Annotated in this window: 21 protein-coding genes, 1 tRNA gene and 2 pseudogenes; 8 read left to right on the plus strand and 16 right to left on the minus strand. The window is 59.1% G+C overall.

What is annotated here, in order from left to right; genetic code table 11:
* Positions 1–778 precede the first annotated feature (778 nt).
* Entirely contained in the window at positions 779–1,015 is a 237-nt protein-coding gene (locus tag AC0L15_RS30725) for a hypothetical protein (RefSeq protein WP_473498085.1), read from the minus strand.
* Positions 1,016–1,451: 436 nt separating this feature from the next.
* Here AC0L15_RS30725 and AC0L15_RS30730 point away from each other — a divergent pair, with 436 nt between their 5' ends.
* Positions 1,452–1,775, plus strand: a complete 324-nt coding sequence (locus tag AC0L15_RS30730; RefSeq protein WP_473498087.1) for a hypothetical protein — start codon at positions 1,452–1,454, stop codon at positions 1,773–1,775.
* A gap of 84 nt (positions 1,776–1,859) precedes the next feature.
* On the opposite strand, the gene AC0L15_RS30735 is transcribed toward AC0L15_RS30730, so the two are convergent.
* From AC0L15_RS30735 to AC0L15_RS30750, 4 genes and pseudogenes are all read right to left on the minus strand, one after another.
* Complete coding sequence (locus AC0L15_RS30735) at positions 1,860–2,438, minus strand: hypothetical protein (protein ID WP_473498088.1); 579 nt, start codon at positions 2,436–2,438, stop codon at positions 1,860–1,862.
* A gap of 411 nt (positions 2,439–2,849) precedes the next feature.
* Positions 2,850–3,688: pseudogene (locus tag AC0L15_RS30740) on the minus strand (ATP-dependent DNA ligase).
* A 220-nt stretch (positions 3,689–3,908) separates the two neighbouring features.
* Positions 3,909–4,157, minus strand: a complete 249-nt coding sequence (locus AC0L15_RS30745) for a DUF982 domain-containing protein (protein ID WP_473498089.1) — start codon at positions 4,155–4,157, stop codon at positions 3,909–3,911.
* An 8-nt stretch (positions 4,158–4,165) separates the two neighbouring features.
* Complete coding sequence (locus AC0L15_RS30750; protein ID WP_473498100.1) at positions 4,166–4,423, minus strand: DUF982 domain-containing protein; 258 nt, start codon at positions 4,421–4,423, stop codon at positions 4,166–4,168.
* Between the two features lie 299 nt (positions 4,424–4,722).
* Here AC0L15_RS30750 and AC0L15_RS30755 point away from each other — a divergent pair, with 299 nt between their 5' ends.
* Complete coding sequence (locus AC0L15_RS30755; protein ID WP_254024235.1) at positions 4,723–4,911, plus strand: hypothetical protein; 189 nt, start codon at positions 4,723–4,725, stop codon at positions 4,909–4,911.
* Between the two features lies 1 nt (position 4,912).
* Here the strand turns inward: AC0L15_RS30755 and AC0L15_RS30760 are convergent, their stop codons facing one another.
* From AC0L15_RS30760 to AC0L15_RS30785, 6 genes are all read right to left on the minus strand, one after another.
* The gene (locus AC0L15_RS30760; RefSeq protein WP_473498090.1) at positions 4,913–5,122 is read right to left on the minus strand and encodes a hypothetical protein; all 210 of its coding nucleotides are present in this window, start codon (positions 5,120–5,122) and stop codon (positions 4,913–4,915) included.
* Between the two features lie 218 nt (positions 5,123–5,340).
* Positions 5,341–5,640, minus strand: a complete 300-nt coding sequence (locus AC0L15_RS30765; protein WP_287250007.1) for a DUF982 domain-containing protein — start codon at positions 5,638–5,640, stop codon at positions 5,341–5,343.
* A gap of 84 nt (positions 5,641–5,724) precedes the next feature.
* The gene (locus AC0L15_RS30770; RefSeq protein WP_287250089.1) at positions 5,725–5,955 is read right to left on the minus strand and encodes a hypothetical protein; all 231 of its coding nucleotides are present in this window, start codon (positions 5,953–5,955) and stop codon (positions 5,725–5,727) included.
* A gap of 68 nt (positions 5,956–6,023) precedes the next feature.
* Positions 6,024–6,323, minus strand: a complete 300-nt coding sequence (locus tag AC0L15_RS30775) for a DUF1236 domain-containing protein (RefSeq protein WP_287250008.1) — start codon at positions 6,321–6,323, stop codon at positions 6,024–6,026.
* Positions 6,324–7,301: 978 nt separating this feature from the next.
* Entirely contained in the window at positions 7,302–7,673 is a 372-nt protein-coding gene (locus AC0L15_RS30780; RefSeq protein ID WP_473498091.1) for a hypothetical protein, read from the minus strand.
* Positions 7,674–7,990: 317 nt separating this feature from the next.
* On the minus strand, positions 7,991–8,416 hold the full coding sequence (locus AC0L15_RS30785; protein ID WP_473498092.1) for a DUF6074 family protein: 426 nt from the start codon (positions 8,414–8,416) through the stop codon (positions 7,991–7,993).
* Here AC0L15_RS30785 and AC0L15_RS30790 point away from each other — a divergent pair.
* From AC0L15_RS30790 to AC0L15_RS30815, 6 genes are all read left to right on the plus strand, one after another.
* Entirely contained in the window at positions 8,392–9,102 is a 711-nt protein-coding gene (locus tag AC0L15_RS30790; protein ID WP_473498093.1) for a hypothetical protein, read from the plus strand. The two genes, AC0L15_RS30785 and AC0L15_RS30790, sit on opposite strands and share 25 nt — an antisense overlap.
* Positions 9,103–9,159: 57 nt before the next feature.
* Positions 9,160–9,702 (plus strand): hypothetical protein, encoded by a 543-nt coding sequence (locus AC0L15_RS30795; protein WP_287250015.1) that lies wholly within the window; start codon positions 9,160–9,162, stop codon positions 9,700–9,702.
* Positions 9,692–9,919 carry a hypothetical protein gene (locus AC0L15_RS30800; RefSeq protein WP_473498094.1) on the plus strand — a complete coding sequence of 76 codons (228 nt, stop codon included), beginning with the start codon at positions 9,692–9,694 and terminating at the stop codon, positions 9,917–9,919. Before AC0L15_RS30795 ends, AC0L15_RS30800 begins: the two co-directional genes overlap by 11 nt.
* Positions 9,916–10,314 carry a tyrosine-type recombinase/integrase gene (locus tag AC0L15_RS30805; RefSeq protein WP_473498096.1) on the plus strand — a complete coding sequence of 133 codons (399 nt, stop codon included), beginning with the start codon at positions 9,916–9,918 and terminating at the stop codon, positions 10,312–10,314. Before AC0L15_RS30800 ends, AC0L15_RS30805 begins: the two co-directional genes overlap by 4 nt.
* A 66-nt stretch (positions 10,315–10,380) precedes the next feature.
* Complete coding sequence (locus AC0L15_RS30810; protein WP_473498098.1) at positions 10,381–11,121, plus strand: tyrosine-type recombinase/integrase; 741 nt, start codon at positions 10,381–10,383, stop codon at positions 11,119–11,121.
* A 71-nt stretch (positions 11,122–11,192) separates the two neighbouring features.
* Positions 11,193–11,282: transfer RNA gene (locus tag AC0L15_RS30815), tRNA-Ser, on the plus strand.
* Positions 11,283–11,923: 641 nt separating this feature from the next.
* Here the strand turns inward: AC0L15_RS30815 and AC0L15_RS30820 are convergent.
* The 5 genes and pseudogenes from AC0L15_RS30820 to AC0L15_RS30840 all read right to left on the minus strand — a co-directional run bounded on the left by AC0L15_RS30820 (position 11,924) and on the right by AC0L15_RS30840 (position 15,962).
* On the minus strand, positions 11,924–12,217 hold the full coding sequence (locus AC0L15_RS30820) for a hypothetical protein (protein WP_128244400.1): 294 nt from the start codon (positions 12,215–12,217) through the stop codon (positions 11,924–11,926).
* A gap of 195 nt (positions 12,218–12,412) precedes the next feature.
* Positions 12,413–13,213: an endonuclease/exonuclease/phosphatase family protein gene (locus AC0L15_RS30825; protein WP_287250807.1), complete on the minus strand. Its 801-nt coding sequence runs from the start codon at positions 13,211–13,213 to the stop codon at positions 12,413–12,415.
* Between the two features lie 153 nt (positions 13,214–13,366).
* Complete coding sequence (locus tag AC0L15_RS30830) at positions 13,367–14,827, minus strand: phospholipase D-like domain-containing protein (protein WP_287250806.1); 1,461 nt, start codon at positions 14,825–14,827, stop codon at positions 13,367–13,369.
* A gap of 142 nt (positions 14,828–14,969) precedes the next feature.
* Positions 14,970–15,189 (minus strand): annotated as a pseudogene (locus AC0L15_RS30835) (DUF3072 domain-containing protein).
* A 146-nt stretch (positions 15,190–15,335) separates the two neighbouring features.
* Positions 15,336–15,962, minus strand: coding sequence for an ATP-dependent DNA ligase (locus tag AC0L15_RS30840; RefSeq protein ID WP_287250804.1), 627 nt, complete (start codon positions 15,960–15,962; stop codon positions 15,336–15,338).
* Between the last annotated feature and the right edge of the window lie 354 nt (positions 15,963–16,316).

Here is a 16,316-nt window from a genome sequence, read left to right on the forward strand (position 1 = left end):
TATACGCCGGCGAACGACACCGGCCCGGCGATATCACATTCTATCTCGGTTCGAACTACGGATTCAGTGACATCGCCGGGAGCTCCCATTGTGATATCAACGTTCCTGGCGCTAGTTTGGCGCCTGGAGAAGGTTGGATTTCAGGTCCGTTCCTAACTTCGTTCCTAACGTCTGCAAACGATGAAGCTCGGCCATCGAGCCGCCACCCCCCTTTGTTGACTTTGCTTGGGAATCGGAGCGTCCGGAAAAAAACCGCAGGGCAGCCCCCAGGATTCGCGTCTTCAGATATCAAAGGAGACTGAGCAGCGCGTTATCCGCTCTTTTGTCGGTTCGGCCTATCTGCGGACCCCAATCCGCCCAGCCGGCGCCCCAGGCAATCTACCCCCACGCCCCCCAAGCGGCGCCGGCGACTTTCAGCCCCTTCGTTCGAAAGTTGGCTTCCAGTCGCGATTGCGCGCCCGCTGCTGGCCTTCGTAGTCAGGAATGCATGGGAAGAACACCGGCCGGCGGTCACGGTCGGCAGCTTTGCAAGCTGAGCAGACAAAGAGCCCGACCAGATCGTCATGGATCGAGCTGTGGTCACGGCCGAGCCTGTCAATCAGCGCCCGGATGTCGAGCTTCGTCGATTTGCAGCACATCGGGTGTCCGCAATTGACATAGATGCTTTCGCGGGCGGCCAGGATGCGAGGGTCTTTTGGGGCATGGCGATCTCCGTTGAGGGGCTCGCCGCAACGGGGAGGAATATAAATCCTGAATGCTGATCCCTTGCCACTGGTCGCTAACTCTCATCCCAAAAATCCTGCAGCGATGCGTGCCGAAGGTCTTTCTCGCCCCGGAGGTGCTTCACGCGGGCTTTGATTCCCGGCTTGACCCACTGCGTTGCCGGCCGCTTTGGCATGTCCTTGGGCGGAGGCCCGGCATGTTCCTGGACCTTTTTCCAAAGTCGTTCCCGCATCTCGCGGTTGACGCTCACGAACGCGCTGCCGACGTATTTCCGGCTGCCTGGGTCAGCCATCAGAGCAAACGCCGGCTTGCCCCTCTCGCGTTCAACTCCGAGAAGTTCAACTCGCATTCGGTGAAGGAATTCGATTTAGTTTTCCCCTTGCGGCATCGATTCCCCCCGGTTTATGGACCCCGAGAGGACCCCCATTTTTTCCGATTTTTGAGCTTATTCGGCTAGGGACTTCCCGGCTAAGCCTTTGATTTATTTGGTCCGAGTGGCCGGATTCGAACCGACGACCCCTTGCCCCCAGCAAGGGCTTCGCCGACATCAACCTGCGCCGCCGAATGCTGATGCGGTTCAAGACCCACCACGAAGCCGGGCGGAAGTGCGTCCTGCTCTACGTCGGCGACCACGATCCCGCTGGCCTGCTGATCTCCGATGTTATCAAGTCGAGCCTGATGGACTGAGCCAACGTCAAAGCGTCGACTTCGATCCGTCGCCGATCCGCGTGGAGCGCATCGGTCTGACACGCGAGCAGATCGACGACCTCGGCCTGCCTTGGATCGAGAACTTGGGGACCGGCAGCGGCAAAGACCTCGGCGATCCGGGTCACCCCGATCACCGCAAGCCCTACGTCCAGAACTACATCGCCAGTCAAGGTCGGCGAAAGGTTGAGGCCAATGCGCTGGTTCGCGATCTGCGTGGTTCGCGTGCGTTGGTCGAGGTGGCGATCAACCGCTACATCCCGACAAGCTGGCACGAAGCGCGGCTGGCTCCGCATCGACAGGCTGCCCGCGATGCGTTCGCGGCGCTGATCGCGGTCAGGTCATGACTCAGGCAATCTCGATCTCGTCGGCAGGACCTTCGCCACCGTTGCCGAATCCGGCGTTAACATTGCCGCTATTGCCCGCCGTTGTCAGCGCGCGACGCTGCCTCCGACGCTGCCGCTGCCGCTGACGCTGCCGTCAATGCTGCCGCTGCCACCGATGCTGCCGGTGGCGCTGCCGCCGATGCTGCCGTCAATGCTGCCGCTGCCGCCGATGCTGCCGGTGCCGCTGCCGTCAATGCTGCCGCTGCCGCCGATGCTGCCGGTGCCGCTGCCGTCAATGCTGCCGCTGCCGTCAATGCTGCCGCTGCCGTCAATGCTGCCGCTGCCGCTGCCGTCAATGCTGCCGCTGCCGCCGATGCTGCCGGTGCCGCTGCCGTCAATGCTGCCGCTGATGCTGCCGGTGCCGCCGACGCTGCCGGTGCCGCTGCCGTCAATGCTGCCGCTGATGCTGCCGGTGCCGCCGACGCTGCCGGTGCCGTGGTCGCCGACGCTGCCGCTGCCGGCAATGGTGTCCCTACTAGCTGTGCCTGTCGGATGGCCCTCGCCATTGATGAGCGGCGGGCACAAGCGCCCGATCTCGGCGGGGAAGCAATGTCGCTCAATCGCCTGCGCAAATGCTGGAACGGTCGCCGTTGAGCCGAAAAATGCACTTGAAATCAGCACCATACCGGTGCCGGCGAGGAGATGATGGATGGTTTTCATTGTGTTGCTCCCTAAGACTTTCACCTTGGGTTAACATTGAAACTCAGAGCTTGTTAAATCGGTTCCCTGCCATGTCGTTCTTAGGCGGGCCGTGGCCGGAAACTGGCCGTTTGGCAAGCGGCCATGCCATTTAGGCGCTATAGCGGAATATTCAGACCTACCGATCTGGAGTTGCTCCAGCGAGTGTTTGACCAGTTGTGCGCCGAGCGCCGCCTAGCCCGAAAAGGCAAGGACCAACGGGAACATCTCGCCTGCGAAGTCATCGAGGCTTTCGAGAACGGGTTCAGCGACGAAGCGGAGTTGTGGCGGGCGCTTTCGAAGCGCCTCATGGCTCGGGGGTGAATAGAAAAGCCCGCCGCCTATTCGGAGCGCTGGCTAACTCTCATCCCAAAAATCCTGCAGCGATGCGTGCCGAAGGTCTTTCTCGCCCCGGAGGTGCTTCACGCGGGCTTTGATCCCCGGCTTGACCCACTGCGTTGCCGGCCGCTTTGGCATGTCCTTGGGCGGTGGCCCGGCATGTTCCTGGACCCGCTTCCAAAGCCGCTCCCGCATCTCGCGGTTGACGCTCACGAACGCACTGCCGACGTATTTCCGGCTGCCTGGGTCAGCCATCAGAGCAAACGCCGGCTTGCCCCTCTCGCGTTCGACGCCAAGAAGCTCGAACTCGCTTTCGGTGAAGGACTTTGTCTTCAGCCAATTGGTGGTCGGGCCGCTGCGATATTTGCTGTCCCGACGCTTCGACACCATCCCTTCCAGGCCGGCCGTGTCGATCAGATGATAGATCGCATCAGCCTCGCCTGGCATTGTCTCACTGAACTGGATGCGGCTGTCGGACCCTATTAGGCCGGCCAAGGTTTCCCGCCGATCCTCAAGTGCCATGTCGCGCAAGTCGTGGCCATTGAGATGCAGCAGATCGAACGCGACGAAATAGAGGTCGTGCTGGCGCCTCGTGATTGCCTTGCGCAGCGCGGCAAAATCCGAAGGCCAGCGTCATTTAAGACGACGACTTCGCCGCCGATGATGGCGTTCTGTACGTTGAGACCTTTGGCTGCCTCGACCAGATCGCGGTATTTGGAGGTCCAGTCGAGTCCGCGGCGGGTGAAAATGCGCGCACCGCCGGCGCCGATAATGATTTGGGAGCGGTAGCCGTCGAATTTGGCTTCATGCATCCAGTCATCGCCTTGAGGCGGCTTGGCCACCAAGGTTGGCATCATCGGAGGAATGAACTCTAGTCGGCCGGGTCCGGTACTTACAATTTTACGTACTTATTCGATTCTAGGCTCGTCCGATTTGATGGCTAGGAGAACGGACCATGACCATTTACTAAAATAGGAATGATGCATGTAGCGGCATATAGTTCGCGTGGCCAGCGATCCCAACGCCCCCCTTGGCTAGGCCCGATAGTCGCCCCCCAAGTGGCCGTCGGGCCGTCCCTTACTCGGGCGAGAGATACATCTCCGCCTCCTTAGCGGCAGCCACGAAAGCCTTTCGGATCACGTGAGGGTCAATCGGATCGCCCTCCAGTGCTGACAGGCAGAGGGTCCACGCCTTTTGCCAGTGAGGTCCTCTCCGGGTCCACCTCTTGAGCTGCTCAAGGGCTGCCCTCGCATTGTTGCAGCCATGCCTGGCACCTTCCGTTTCAGTCTTCACGAACACCGGAGGGACGAACCAAAGGGTTGCCATAATACCTCCTACTCAGGCGAGACGCTCGCCTCCTTGGCCGCCGACTCAAAGGCTTCACGGACCTCTTGGTGGGACACTCTGCCCTCGAACGCGTCAACGCATGATTGGACCGCTTTCGTCCACCTCGGCCACTTTGTGTCCCACTTTATGAGTAGCAAGGCCGCGCCCCGAGGGGAGGACGCGAGCCCATCGGATCGGAGGGAGCAATCCGATCTCTCAGCACAAAGGAGTAGTGCTGTGCGATGCGAACGTACCTGCTCGGCCAGGGTTCCCGGACGGAAGACAAAAAAACCCGCCGCACCCTCTCGGCACGGCGGGCAATCAGTCGTTCACCAGGCACGAGGGGTGGGCGGGGGGTGTGCCCGGATCGTGAAAATCCTACGCTCGCCAGCTGCGTCGCGTCCACCAACCGCCGGTTGGCACCTTTAGTCACGGGCTTTCGGTTGGCGAGTGTATGGTGGCGCTTTGCCCTTAAAAAGAGTAGGTTTCCCGGTCGCCCATACCTTCCGGCAATTGAGCGCTTGAGAGCGAGCAACGTGCTTTCGCCTAATCAGGGAGAAGTGCGATGCAGCAGCTATATTCCAACCTCGTCACTCACTATGAGAAGGCGGTGTCCTTTCAAGACAGAGTTGTAGAGCAAGAGCGCCGGTGCGGACATATCCTCCCGGAAAGCGAAGCCCTGCTAGAGATCCTGGCCGAGAATTTGGCCGAAGCCCGCCGCGCCCTCGATCGTGTGACTCACAGTCATCACTAGCTCACCGCCCCAGCGGCAGTTTGGAAACCGAGACAAGCTCGTCCTCATCCGTGATATCAGCCAAATAGTTTGCAAGAATCCGGGATGCGAGTGCTTGGCGCCGCTGTTCGGATTGCCCGTCGATCTTGAGCCGGTCGAACACGCGGCCAAGCAAGGCGACATCGGACGGATTGAAGACCCCAGCTTCTTTAGCTTTTCGATAGATCGGCATGGCACTCCCACCCTTCTTAAGCCGGTTGTGCGCCCAACATAGGTTCACTTGAGGGCTCCCCGAACAAAACCCAAGCGCCCATTTGTTGGTCCAATGAAGGAAAAATCAAGATCGATCCGTGCGGAGATAATCGGCTCAGAATGCTTGGCATCTGAGCGGGGGATCGGATCACAGGCACGCGCGGCAACCCGGTGGTGGGGTCCGATCCGCACAGAGACCTAATCAGAGGAACGAAGCACATCCTCCTCCTTGGCAGCAGCCTCGAAGGCCTTTCTTACATCGTCGGGCGTGCGCTCGCCTTTAATGAGAGCGACGCAGGCCTCGATGGCCTCCTTCCACTTAGGTCCCCGCTTGGTCCACTTCATGAGTTCCGCCGCGGCGCCCTCGACGTTGATACACACGTAGGTGAACTCAGGTCGGTCGGTTCCGATGTAGACCGGAGGGTGAAACCAATGGATACCCATGAGGGTGCCGCCGCCATTTTCGCCTGAGTTAAGAACGGTTGGATCGCCAGCCATGGCTACCTCTCCTACCCCTGAATTATCATTGGCCGGCAAACGGGAAGGGGAGAATAGGTTGAGAGAGAGGGACATTGCAGCGTGTCACTTTCTGGAGAGATTGAAGCCGGGTTGGTTGTCCAGCGCCTCGACGACAAAGGATACGGCAATCAAATCATCGGCAGGGATTCTGCCCTTGCCGTCCTCCATGACGGCTGCGACCTTTTGAAAGGTCTTCAGTTCACTTTCGGTAATCCGGGCGCCGCGCATCCTCTCATTGAGGTCGGCCACGCGCATTCGCAGCGCTTGGGACGCTCCAATCTCACGGTTCGACATGATGATCACATTCCTCCCTTGATGGCTTCCCGCCGCACCTTTCGGCACGGCGGGTCCAGTCGCTTAGCTCATTCGATGATTTTGATGATCTTGCGTGTGCCTGGGTCAACGACAACGGTCCGGTTGTCGACGACAACGGTGCGGTATTTGGTGTTGGGGACTTCATGAAGTTCGACAGTCTCGGGCAGGGTTGAGCCGATATTGAGCTCCACTCCAGGGATTTTTAACGATGCGAGCGGCTGCTTTTTCACGTATTCCTTAATGACCGTCTCCTGTTCAGGCTCGATGACAACGTCCTGAGCGGCAGCGGCACCGAGGCCCGCCAGCAGCAGAAATCCCGCGGCGAAAGTTGCAAGATGCATTCTCATAATTGGCTCCTTGCGTGAGTTCTGTTGCGGTCTTCGCCAGCCTCACCCAACCTCAGGCGGCTGCAAACGTTCCTTGATTGGGCTTCGGTCTACTTGAAGTAGGGACCTAAGTCTGACCTTGCTGTCGCAAAGGACGACGACGGGGTGCAGCCCGGAACCGCGACTGCCGGCACCCGTTGTCGCCATGTGCTCACAGGAGAGAGGCCATGGAGAATAGTGTCCACCAAGCTCGCTGGTTACTCGCTCCGGTGTTCGCCGTATCGATGACGTTCCTGGCCATAGGAATCATTGTTAGCTAGAGCTAGCAACAGCCGAACCTACTGCCCACGCGTGCCGTCGAACCGTCCTAAAACTTTTTTCGTGGCGTTTATAGAAGAGAGACGACCCGACCGGTACGCACGCTCAGATGGCGCAGGGTTGTCGATGCCCCCCCAGGAGCCTCAACGGATGTCGTCTAGCGTCTGTCGGCAGAGCCGCGTCATTGCTCGGACGTTGGCCAAGGATGCCATGATTTCCTTTGTCTGCCCGCCGTGGCGATAGTTGCCGTTACGCTTGCCCTCAGGTGCGCCGCCGGAAGCGCAAGCCGAACACGGGCGGCTAAAGCGAACGCTGGACACTCTGCGCGGGTGGATGAATTGACGCTACATTCGATCAAGGCCGCAAGCTAAGGACGCAGGCAAAACGCCAGAATGAAGGCTGCGGCGAGCAGCATGGCGACTAGTCCCCAGTTAATCCGATAGATCATCGATCGTCTGCCGACATATCCGCGCCATTGCCTGGACAACCGCCAAAGCTGCCATTGTGCGTTTCGTCCTGCCTCCGTTGCGATAGTTGCCGTTCCGCTTGCCTTCAGGTGCGCCACCGCCCGCACCGTGCATGCGACAGACTGCGCTGCCCCTCACCGCTGGCGATCGACACTGGCAACCCGTCCGCTTCGACCGAGCATGACACCGAGGCGCTAGGTTCATGAGGTTGACGTTATTTTTTTCCGTCACCCTGCCCCCCATGCGAGACATTGCCGACAATAGCTTGGCCGCCTTCGTTCACCGTGACGTGCTTCACCGTGACGTGCTGCTGGCCGCCCGTGCGGTATTTCTTTAGGGCTTCGACCTGGGCCGCGAATGTCCTGGTGAGCTTGTTGAAAGCACGTTCGGCGCTGTCTTGCTGCGGGATAGTTTCGCAGTGAGCAAGGCGGCGGGCGAACGTCATTGTCGCCATGTGCACCGCGGCCATCTGGGATGCCAGCATAGCTTCGATCTGATCCTGCGGTTCAATGCCTTTCACGATCGAGGCGACAAAGGCCGTGCCCTGATCGTCTGGCGTTTTGCCGTGGCTGCCGACATTCACCATCTGGCGCAGGAAGCCATTGATGAAATCTTCGTCCGATGATCCGAAGGCTTTCTGGGCTGCCGTATGGTCGATAGTGAGGGTGCTTCCGTCGATCTTTAAGAGGCGCGACGGGTTCGATTAGTGCGCGTGATCGGGCGTGGGAAGGACTTTTGTTTTTGCTGTCATGGATTAGGCCGCCAATATTTCACGGATGCAATTCGCGGCATCGGAAGGCCAATCGATTTCATACTGCACCATTGGTTTCGGGTTGACAGTAATTCCGGATTCGGCCGAAAACCTCGTCGGCAAACGCCCGAAGTTCTTGGTCAATGACCTCGTCAGGCCAGGCCAGAGGACACCATTTGCGTCCGCATGCCCGCGACGACTTGTTTCCAATAATGGTTTCCGCCCTTTCCGGTTCGATCAGACAGCACTTCGACGGTCCGACGAATCTTCCCGACGCGTCGAACGGTCGGAAACGGCAGTATCGTGCACACCGCATCGTCGATAGCATGAGGACTCAGCCCGCGCATCGGTATCCCCTCCAAGATATGTATAGGACTGCGGAACTCCGAAATGTGCCTGATATTGAAATCTTTGACCTTTTCGGTATGAAAATCATCGCGACACCTTGCGCATTTCGGAACTACGAAGCGGGGAATTTCGGAAGTCCGAAGCGGCGTTTTTTTCTTGCGCCCGAGCTTGCCGCGCTGTTCGGCCTGTTGTTTCCTGACGGTCGTTGACCACGCCTTTGCCATCGCCATTGTGCATCGCCGCCATTCGTTGGTCGCTGGCGCAAAATATAATCACCGGTGAAGGTCAGGCGGTATGTGTTCGGATGCGAGGTCCCGTCGCCAGCTTTGCCGCGCTGAACCCGGATGATGCCCTTGAACTCCAACTCGCCGGTCGCGTCGGCGACATATTCGCCGGTTACGCCGTATTCGATGAATTGCGTGTGGGTCACGATCAGCCGCCCATTGCACAGCGCCGCATGGGAGACATGTTCTATAAGGATCTGAAAGAGCGCTCGGTGGGCGTTGCCGCTGAGCGATCGAAACGCATCGGATTCCATGAAGTCGCGCGTCAACCACTGCCAGCCGTTCTCTTTGGCCGATGGCTTGGTGTGCTTTCTCACAAGGTTGTAGGTCTTACCCTTGCAGGTCCGGTCTTTCTGGACAGCGCTCAAGCAGCCTCCCTCCCCGCCGTTGAGCGGAGGCCGAGTTGCAGGGCAATCGGCGCCACCGGCACCATGATCTTGGCACCAATCTTGACGGTCGGAATGTCGCCGCGCTTGGCAGCGTCATACGAGGCATTGCGAGCCAGGTTAAAAGAAGAGCCTGCCCGCGACAGGAACGGGTACCGTCGCCCTGCCGAGTGCTTCTGCGAGTGTCATCACGAGGAAACCTTCTGTCTGCTAAACCGGCGCTACTTGTGCCGATTTCCAGTCTAGTGTGTTCCGCTGCTTGTGCCGATTTTGTATGGAAGTTGTGGAAAAGAGAGTCCGTTCATGGTCGAGCCGCGTGAAAAACGAATACCGATCATGTTCTCGGAAGGGGAGTTGGCCGACATCGACGAATGGCGGTTCTCGAATCGCCTCGCGACGCGAGCCGATGCCGTTCGGCGTCTGTGCAAGATAGGCATACTCGTCAAGAATGAGTTTGAGCAGGTTGTTGACTCAGCCAGCGCTGGCGTCGAACTTCTGTCGGATCAAGCGACCGAATTGAATAACATCTATCGCCAGATGTTTACCCGAGAAACTGCCGACCTAACGTACGGTGCAAGCGAGGTTTCCGACATCCTTAGCTTCGCAGGCCAGCAGGCAGACCTCGCCCAAAGAGGCATGACAGGTCTGCATACGATGATAGTGACGATCTACAACGTCATTGCCGCGATTGTGGATGCGCGCTCGATCCGAAGCGGCATTAAGGAATCCGAAAAGCGTTTGGCCGAAGCCAACGCGGCGGCCGAGCGGGCTGATGCGAAAAAAGCTGAACGGGACGAAAACCCGCTATCTCAACATCGCTATGTTGACCTCGCCGATGTCGCTTGATGAGCATAACAAATACTTAGAAATGTCAGACGAAGAGCAAGATGCCTTCTGGGTAGAAAAGATTGAACGCCTGAAAGCGGAGGAAGAAGCCAACCCAGACGCCTTTCGAGAGCGATACATACCCAAGTGGTTTTGGGAAAAGTCTGGCTGGGTGACACGGTTGCGCCAAAAAGGCGGAACGCCGCTTCTTTATTATCCGAGGGACGAGACGAAATGAAAGGTCACATCCGCGAGCGCAGCCCAGGCCATTGGGCAATCGTCCTCGATGTCGGCGAGATCGACCCGAAGACCGGCAAGAAGAAGCGAAAATGGCATAGCTTCAGCGGCACGAAGCGTGAGGCACAGAAAGAATGCTCGCGCCTCATCACGGTTCTCGACCAAGGGCTCTATGTCGAGCCTACCAAGCAGACGGCGGCCGAGTTTCTTGATGAATGGCTGGCATTTATAAAGCCGTCAGTCGCCCCAAAGACGCACGAGCGGTACGCGGAGATTTGCCGGAAGGGGCTGGCGCCGCTCATCGGCAATGTGGTTCTGTCCAAGCTGAAGACCGACCGGATAGACGCGGCCTTCACCACGGCGCTGACAACTCCACGCGTTGACCATCGCAGATAGAAGGATGGCGAATCGCCCGCACCCCTCCCGCCCCTGTCGCCTCGTACCGTCCACCACTACCGCCGCGTGCTTATCAAGGCGTTGGGCCAGGCGGTGACATGGGAAAGGCTGTCGCGCAATCCGGCGCGGGCGACGACACCGCCGAAGGTCGAGCGGAAGAAAATGCTTGCCTATGACGTGAGCCAAACCGCCATCTTGCTGGAAACCCTTCGACCCTCATGCATGTACATCCCGGTGCTGCTGGCGGTCACTTGCGGTTTACGTCGCGGCGAAATTCTCGCCTTGCGCTGGCGACATCTCGAGCTAGGCGATAACCGCTGGCAGATATCCGTCGTGGAGAGCGCCGAACAGACCACAGAGGGTGTCCGCTACAAGGAGCCGAAGTCCGGGAGGGCGCGGACCGTGGCGCTGTCGGCCAGCGTCCTTGCCGAGCTGAATGCGCATCGCATTCGGCAGGCCGAGGAGCTGCTACGTCTTGGCCTGCGTCCCAATGGCGACAGCTTCGTCGTTGCCCAGGTTGACGGCGCACCACTTCAGCCAAGGTCGCTTACCCACGAATGGATTCGTGTCCTCGGCAAGACTGCCCTGCCCCGTATCCGGTTCCATGATCTCCGGCATACCCACGCGTCGCAGATGCTGTCGGCCGGCGTTCATCCAAAGGTCGCCAGCGAACGCTTGGGCCACTCGACAATCGGGATTACCTTGGATCTATATTCCCATGTCATGCCAGGCATGCAGGCTGACGCAGCAGAGCAAGTTGACGCGGCGTTGCAGCAAGCTATAAGCGCAAGTCGAAAAACCATATAGTTGCAAAGTGCGTAGCAAACGGCCTTTGGAGCAAACCGCAGAGAGGCAGAAAGCGATTAGGTCAATCACTTGGAGGGATGGCCGAGCGGTTTAAGGCACCGGTCTTGAAAACCGGCGTGGGTGCAAGCCCACCGTGGGTTCGAATCCCACTCCCTCCGCCATCTGCCGTTGATTTATCTAAGTAATTCGTCGATTTGCCAGAGTTACGCACAAAGCTACGGACAGTGATTTGCAGGCCACCGATGAAATTCAGCCCAAGATGGACATATGCTGCTTCGTTAACCCGGACTAGGCTCCCGCAATTTGCGAGCCTCGTTCCGATCTTAGGTTATGCCGTAATCTTGGGAAGTCAGTTCCAAGACTGGATTATTAGATTTGACTCTTGTGGGGGAGCACTTCTGGCTACTTCCTCTCCAGCGAATCTATTTTCTGTATATGGGCAGCGTGACTATCCTCATTGGTTTGCTTATTTTTTGGGTCTTTTGTCCGTTCCAAATCAAAGCCAATCCCACACGACGAAGCTATATTGTCGCTGTTCAAGGTGACTGGGATCACGACGAAATGAAGCGGGCGGGCGCTATGGTGACAGAGGCTTCAATCCCGGCACCAGACCACCCAGGAAGAGTAATCTTGCTTGGGCGTGTACTGGACAGGGACTGGCTTCTCGGCGCGTCTGGAGGGAACGCCGGAGCTCCTGTGCTCGCCGCGTATTTCAGCTTTTGGACCGGAGGTCCCCCGCCCTTTTCTGCGGGAAAAGGGCTTCCTACCGAAGAGCGCGGCAGAATAGCTATGGTCGTCACCGTCAGCCGGGAGGAGTGTAGAGCGGCTCTGCGCATCGATGAACCAAGCACTGGCCATCGCGCGTCGGCACAAACCCTACCGCTGGGATTAACGACCAGTCGCACGCATTGCTGTACCGGCGGACGTAGAGGGCATAGGTGTTCGGGCCGGTGGTCAGCACCGCCGAGCCTTGGCTCTGGATTAGCGCCTGCGTCTGTTGGCAGGTCATGGCGCGGGTGTCCGGCCTGGCCTGGGCGAGGATTGTGAAGGCAAGCGTGACCGCTGCCGAGGTCAACGCAATCCGGCGAATGGACATGACGAGACTCCATGATGAGCCATTTGGTTGACAAACTCGCATGTCGCAGGGCAGCTGTGCAATGGCGGCCTCCAAATCGGAATTCCGGACTGGAGCAAACCGCCCGCCCCAAAGCCGCTGGGCCGCCCCGCTCCGCCAGTCCAGTCCAGAGCTTCCCTTTGAACCGATCTCCATCCATGGGGCTGGGCAGCTACATCACAGGCGAACGAATCCTAGAAGCGGCAGATGATCGGAGGCGACCCGCGAAAGCGGCGTGTCATGGGCTTCGACGGATGAGATCATTCCGTGTCGATTTGCCATGATCCGGTCGAGCGACAGCAGCGGCAGACTCGATGGAAAGGTGGGGACCGCCGGTGGCGCGGGACCGAAAGTCGTGTGCAGCGTATTCAGCGCGGAACGGTTTCCGAGTCGCCATTCGTTCAAATCGCCGAGCAGCAGTGTTGGTTTTTCGTCCGGTCTGTTCATGATTTCGAGCACGACACGGGCCTGTTCGGAGCGCGATCGGCGCAGCAAGCCGAGATGGGCTGCGATAATGCGCAGAGTTCGTTTCTCGTCCAGATCGATTTCGGCAACCAGGGCTCCGCGCGGCTCCAGCCCCGGGAGCTTTATCTGATGGACGTTGCGAACGATGCCCCGTTTGAAAAGCAGAACGTTGCCGTGCCAGCCGTGTCCTTTGCCGTTTCCGGACACCGGCACCGGCACCAGGCCTGTTTCCAATTCGAGACGCAGCAGATCCAGAAGGCCGGCACGATCTCCAAAGCGATTGTCCGCTTCCTGCAACGCAATGACATCCGGGCCGATTTCCCGGATGACGCGACCGATTCGTTCGGGATCGAACTTTCTGTCGACGCCCACGCATTTGTGAACGTTGTAAGATGCGACCAGAGTCTCCGCGGGGCGTGTCCCTTCGGACGGCGCAGTCTTCGCCTTCTGCTTCTTTCTGTCGCGAATGGATTTGAGCACAATTGCAGGAAAGCTCTGTCCAGTTCTTTGCATGAGTCTGCTGTTCGTCCTCACTACCTTCAAGACTTAGCTTTGTCTCACTCAAACAGGATCTGCAATCGCTGCTTCCTGCCCTGACGAGATGCGGCGCTCGAAAGGAGCGATCGCTGCGTCACCCGAATTGCCCCGGGCAGAACGAGAAAGCCTCTAAAGGTAGGGCGATCCCAGCCACAACACTCGGTCGAACAGGCGGACGATGAATGGCCGGGCTCTCAAGGTTTCGATCGTTACAGACGTGGCGGAGGCGATTGCCGATCCGATCCGCGCTTCAATCTCCGCGGCAAAGCCTGCATCAAGAACCTCTACATCAATCTCAAAATTCAGCCGCAGGGACCGGGCATCAAGATTGGAGGATCCAATATAAGCCCAAACTCCATCGACCGACAGCAGCTTCGAATGATCGAACGAGCCCTCCGTGCGCCATACGCGGCAATAGTGCTTCAGGACCTGATCGAATTGCGCCGTCATCGCCCGGTCAATAAGGAAAAGATTGTTCATCGCCGGTACCACGATGTCGATCTCGACGCCTCGCCTGGCTGCGGTCGTCAGCGCGCTGATCAGTTCCCGATCCGGCAGGAAATAGGGCGACATGATGCGGATCGATTTGCGGGCGACGGAAAATGCCCCGATCAGCAAGTTGTGGTTCGTTTCGATGCTGGCATCCGGCCCGGATGCAACCGCCCGCGCCAGCATCGGTTGACCGGGGGCCGTGGGAAGCGTGGCCACTTGCCAGGTGTCGCCGTTCAGGACCTCGCCGCTCACGAAGCGCCAATCTTCGGCGGCAACCGAAAAAAGGTCGGCCACGACCGGCCCGGTGACCTGAAAATGCGTGTCCCTCGCGCTGGAGGAGCCGGCGAGCTCGGCTGAGAATCCCTTTCGGATGTTCATCCCTCCGGTGAACGCAATCGTGCCATCGACGACCAGGATCTTCCGGTGCGTTCTGAGGTTGGCGTAGGGAAGACGCAGGCCCATGACAATGTTGCCGTTGAAGAGGTCTGCTGGGATTCCCGCCTCTCGCAGACGCCCAAGAATGCTGGGGACGGAGTAACGCGCCCCGACGGCATCGATCAGCACGCGAACGCTGACACCCCGCTGGACGGCTCCGGCGAGAGATTTCACGAAAAGCCGCCCGACATCGTCATTGTCGAAGATGTAGGTCTCGAGAAGGACAGTGCGTTGAGCGCCGTCAATCGCTCGGCACATTGCGGCATAGGCCTCGTCACCTGTCTCCAATATCGCAATCGCGTTTCCCGAGGTCAGGGCACGCCGGGCCACCCTGTCGCCCAATGTCTTCAGGCCGGTGAAGCGTTGGCCGTACCGCTCGGCAATCATTTCCTCGACGGCAAAGTTGCGCTCATGTTTTGCGGAAGCCGCCTCGCTGGAAGGGGGCCGCATGGCGCTGATCGTTGCACGACGGATGCGGTTTATGCCGGCAACGGCGTAGATGATCGCGCCGAGGAATGGCGACAGCAACATCACGCCGACCCAACCTGTGGCGGCGCGGACGTCTTCCTTCGTCATTATGGCGTGGACGATGCCGATGGCCGCCATCACCACCGGGATGATCGCGAGGACCTGGGGCCAATGAGTCATCAAGGTCTGCAACATCGCCAAGACTATCCAGCGAGCGGTTGCAGAACGCAATGCAACTCATTCCCGGCGTCAGACCACGGTAACAAACTGGACAGAGCCGCTATCTGGTTCGATGGAACGGCCCCCGTCGCCGGAGGCCAACAGCCACGAGCGGGCACTACAGGCCTAACTTCTCCCGGAGTGCATCGATGCGTTTAGAGGCTTCCGCCTTGCTGAGGCCGTCAGCATAGGCGTCAGGGTCGTCGGCCTGTTCGGCCAATAGTTTTCAAATAGGAGGCTTGTGCGGGGGTCATGGGATCATCTCCGCTGATCCAATCTTCCGGGTCCTTTTCGACATTTGCCGGTGCCTCGATTTTTGGGTTGTGCCGGTCACCCATGATCAATCTCCCTTGATGATCACCACAATGAGAATGATCATGATTTGTTCCGCCAGATTGGTATGCGCGTCGCGTCCGGCCGCGTAGGCCTCAAATCGGTGAGGACGCCCGTGAGCAGTGATCAGGGCATTGGAGCCGTGCCTGGCTCATAAACGACCCCCAACTCGGGAGTCGGCTTCTTCGAATTTTTTGGCCTTCAGCCATGTGCTCGACAGTCCGCTCCTGTAGCGGCTGTCGGCGCGCTTCGAGATAATTCCATTGAGCCCGATCTTCTCGACGGTGCGGAAGAGCGCCAGCGCGCTGCCCTCGAAATGCTCACTGTATTGGATCTTGCCGAGGCCAGGCTCAACCAGTTGCCACAGCGCCTGCTTGCGCTGCAGCAGCGGCAAGGAGCTTAGATCGTGGCCGTCGAGATGGAGGATATCGAACGCGACGAACACCAGCCGGTTCGGCTCGTTCCAGATCGCCGCTTCCAGCGCAGGGCAATCGAAAGCGCCCTGCTCGCCGGGAACAATGACTTCGCCGTCGAGAATGGCAGTCCGGCATGGCAGATCGACGGCTAGTGCGATGGGCCAGTATTTCGTGGTCCAGTCGCGGCCGTTCTTGTTGTAAAGACGCACACCGCCATTATCGATGATGATCTGGGTTCGATAGCCGTCGAGATTGGCCTCGTGGACCCAGCCCTCACCTTCAGGCGGCCGCTCGACCCGAGTCGGGATCTGCGGCGGAAGAAACTCCAGCCGGCCGCCAACGACCTTGGCACGCTTACTCAATGACGCCACCTTTGACCGCGCAGCGGCGGCTATCGGCACAGGCAGCACGACATCTCCCCAACATGATGCCTGCCACCTGTGCCGAGCCCCCGCCAAGCCGCCGAGCCCCCGCCAAGCATTGCAAGCATCTACGCACGAAGCCGATCTGTCGTTAGCTTTGCATCCTAATACTTATCCCGGCGTACATATCTTGCTCGGCGCGGCGCTCTTCGTTCCCGACCGACTTATTGCTGTCCGCCGCCGGCCTACCCGGCCCTTGGCTAGTGAGATATCCGGGGGTCGTGTCCCACCGCGTGGTGTAGGTCGGCGATAGCGAAGCCGCTCGCGAGCGCCCTCAACAGCGCTGTAGCGAGC

The organism is Mesorhizobium sp. WSM4846 (assembly GCF_055811415.1).

Coding starts and splice junctions, on each gene's coding strand:
- AC0L15_RS30725 (WP_473498085.1), bottom strand. CDS start 1,015: ATGGCTGACCCAGGCAGCCGGAAATACGTCGGCAGCGCGTTCGTGAGC.
- AC0L15_RS30735 (WP_473498088.1), bottom strand. CDS start 2,438: ATGGTGCTGATTTCAAGTGCATTTTTCGGCTCAACGGCGACCGTTCCA.
- AC0L15_RS30745 (WP_473498089.1), bottom strand. CDS start 4,157: ATGGCAACCCTTTGGTTCGTCCCTCCGGTGTTCGTGAAGACTGAAACG.
- AC0L15_RS30755 (WP_254024235.1), top strand. CDS start 4,723: ATGCAGCAGCTATATTCCAACCTCGTCACTCACTATGAGAAGGCGGTG.
- AC0L15_RS30760 (WP_473498090.1), bottom strand. CDS start 5,122: ATGCCGATCTATCGAAAAGCTAAAGAAGCTGGGGTCTTCAATCCGTCC.
- AC0L15_RS30765 (WP_287250007.1), bottom strand. CDS start 5,640: ATGGCTGGCGATCCAACCGTTCTTAACTCAGGCGAAAATGGCGGCGGC.
- AC0L15_RS30770 (WP_287250089.1), bottom strand. CDS start 5,955: ATGTCGAACCGTGAGATTGGAGCGTCCCAAGCGCTGCGAATGCGCGTG.
- AC0L15_RS30775 (WP_287250008.1), bottom strand. CDS start 6,323: ATGAGAATGCATCTTGCAACTTTCGCCGCGGGATTTCTGCTGCTGGCG.
- AC0L15_RS30780 (WP_473498091.1), bottom strand. CDS start 7,673: ATGGTGAATGTCGGCAGCCACGGCAAAACGCCAGACGATCAGGGCACG.
- AC0L15_RS30785 (WP_473498092.1), bottom strand. CDS start 8,416: ATGGCGATGGCAAAGGCGTGGTCAACGACCGTCAGGAAACAACAGGCC.
- AC0L15_RS30795 (WP_287250015.1), top strand. CDS start 9,160: ATGGTCGAGCCGCGTGAAAAACGAATACCGATCATGTTCTCGGAAGGG.
- AC0L15_RS30800 (WP_473498094.1), top strand. CDS start 9,692: ATGTCGCTTGATGAGCATAACAAATACTTAGAAATGTCAGACGAAGAG.
- AC0L15_RS30805 (WP_473498096.1), top strand. CDS start 9,916: ATGAAAGGTCACATCCGCGAGCGCAGCCCAGGCCATTGGGCAATCGTC.
- AC0L15_RS30820 (WP_128244400.1), bottom strand. CDS start 12,217: ATGTCCATTCGCCGGATTGCGTTGACCTCGGCAGCGGTCACGCTTGCC.
- AC0L15_RS30825 (WP_287250807.1), bottom strand. CDS start 13,213: ATGCAAAGAACTGGACAGAGCTTTCCTGCAATTGTGCTCAAATCCATT.
- AC0L15_RS30830 (WP_287250806.1), bottom strand. CDS start 14,827: ATGTTGCAGACCTTGATGACTCATTGGCCCCAGGTCCTCGCGATCATC.